This is a genomic window from Treponema sp. R6D11 (genome assembly GCF_054786075.1).
Genome location: NZ_BDHD01000301.1, coordinates 1 through 1,559, shown reverse-complemented (window position 1 = coordinate 1,559; position 1,559 = coordinate 1). Strand labels below are relative to the sequence as shown.

General features: G+C 39.5%; 3 protein-coding genes. 2 read left to right on the top strand and 1 reads right to left on the bottom strand.

The window, feature by feature from the left end:
• A partial coding sequence (locus ACYVTD_RS12525) for a hypothetical protein (RefSeq protein WP_461248086.1) occupies nt 1-583 on the bottom strand: 583 nt, incomplete at its 3' end.
• A gap of 266 nt (nt 584-849) precedes the next feature.
• Here ACYVTD_RS12525 and rpsF point away from each other — a divergent pair.
• A complete protein-coding gene (rpsF, locus tag ACYVTD_RS12520; RefSeq protein ID WP_461248085.1) occupies nt 850-1,131 on the top strand; it encodes a 30S ribosomal protein S6 in 282 nt (93 codons plus the stop codon).
• 8 nt (nt 1,132-1,139) lie between these two features.
• Nucleotides 1,140-1,559, top strand: a 420-nt coding sequence (locus tag ACYVTD_RS12515) for a single-stranded DNA-binding protein (protein ID WP_461248084.1), incomplete at its 3' end; no start/stop codon positions are given.

Genomic DNA, 1,559 nt, shown 5'->3' with positions numbered 1-1,559 from the left:
ATGGTTTTACCGCATTGATTTCCTTTACTATGTCTGATTCATAGATGCCAATTAACAGCGTAAGATTCTGTTCAAGACTAGTTATTCGTAAGGGCTTCACTATAAATTTCATATTTTCATTAAACAAAGGATCATATCTAATACCTTTGTAGGTGCTTTTGTTATTTATAGCGAAAAATATATCCTGCATATAATCTTTGAACTCAACATCAGCGTCAAACATATTTCTGCCAATACGCTCCGGTTTAAAGTGCGCCATAATTGTTCCGTCGTCCAAATAAACCGCCATAAAAGCGATTTTATCGTTTGATTTTAAAGCCCTCTCCAATACACGTTGTGTAACAATCAGCAATAAATATTTTTGAGCGTCCGCCGCCTCGGTGTTTTTATCTATAATGGGAGTTGTCGGGTTTATCGCATCATTGTTGTTTACATTTATTTTCTTAAGCCCTGCATTATTTGGACTTTCTTTACGCGGATTGGAATAAGTAATCTGCGCCATTATTATTGAAATGGTAATTACTGTTACCACTACAGCTATAATTAAGATTGCAAAAATAGTTAAATCAATTTTAATTTTCATATAATTCTCCTTTTTTTAAGTTTTTAAGCGTTTGCAAGCTCTTATACTTTTTAAAATAGGAATAATATCCATTGAAAAAACGCAAAAAAAGCAAGAAAATAAATCGCAAAATACACCCTAAAATACCCCCTAAAATACCCCCAAAAACGGCTACAACCCCTTGCCATTACCCCTTGTTTTTGCTACCCTGAATTAAGGCTTAAAACTCATTTAAGCTAACCTCTTTTCCGGCATAGCCGGACACCATAGGACCATAAGGAGGAACTATGCGCCGATATGAATTAATGGTTATCTTCCCCTTGGAAGAAGACCAGCACAGGGCGGGACGGGAACAGTTGCTTTCCGACCTTTCCGCAAACGGAGTCGAAGTCGAAAAAACCGATGAACTCGGAGATCGCGACCTCGCCTATGAAGTTAAAAAAAGAAAACGCGGTAAATACGCTCTTTTGGTAATTAAATCCGACCCATCAAAAATTACCGTTCTTGATCGTGTTTTTAAACTCAACGCCAATCTTCTTAAATATCTCTTTGTAAGAAATGAGGAATAGGGGAGTATATGGCGGACGTTAATCATGTAGTTTTAATCGGGCGGCTTACAAGAGACGCTGAATTAAAATACACTGCGGGAGGGCAGGCGGTTTGCAAATTTTCCATTGCCGTAAACAGAAGAAAGAAAAACGGCGATCAATGGGAAGACGAGGCGAACTTCTTTGATATTGTACTGTGGGGCAAGCAAGGCGAATCTTTGCAATCATACCTTGTAAAAGGAAAAATGATAGGCGTAGACGGAGAGTTGCGTCAGGATCGCTGGCAACAGGACGGGCAGAATCGTTCCAAAGTTGAGATAATCGCTAATTATATTCAGCTTTTGGGCGGCGGTGGAGGCGGCGGATCAGGCGGAGGAGACCGACAGAATAATAATAATTCGTCGGGTAACAATTCGCAGGAATCGCAAAATTACGCTCCCCCTTCAGGT

What these genes read in the sequence shown, in the direction of transcription:
- rpsF (WP_461248085.1), top strand. Translation starts at nt 850, where the DNA reads ATGCGCCGATATGAATTAATGGTTATCTTCCCCTTGGAAGAAGACCAG.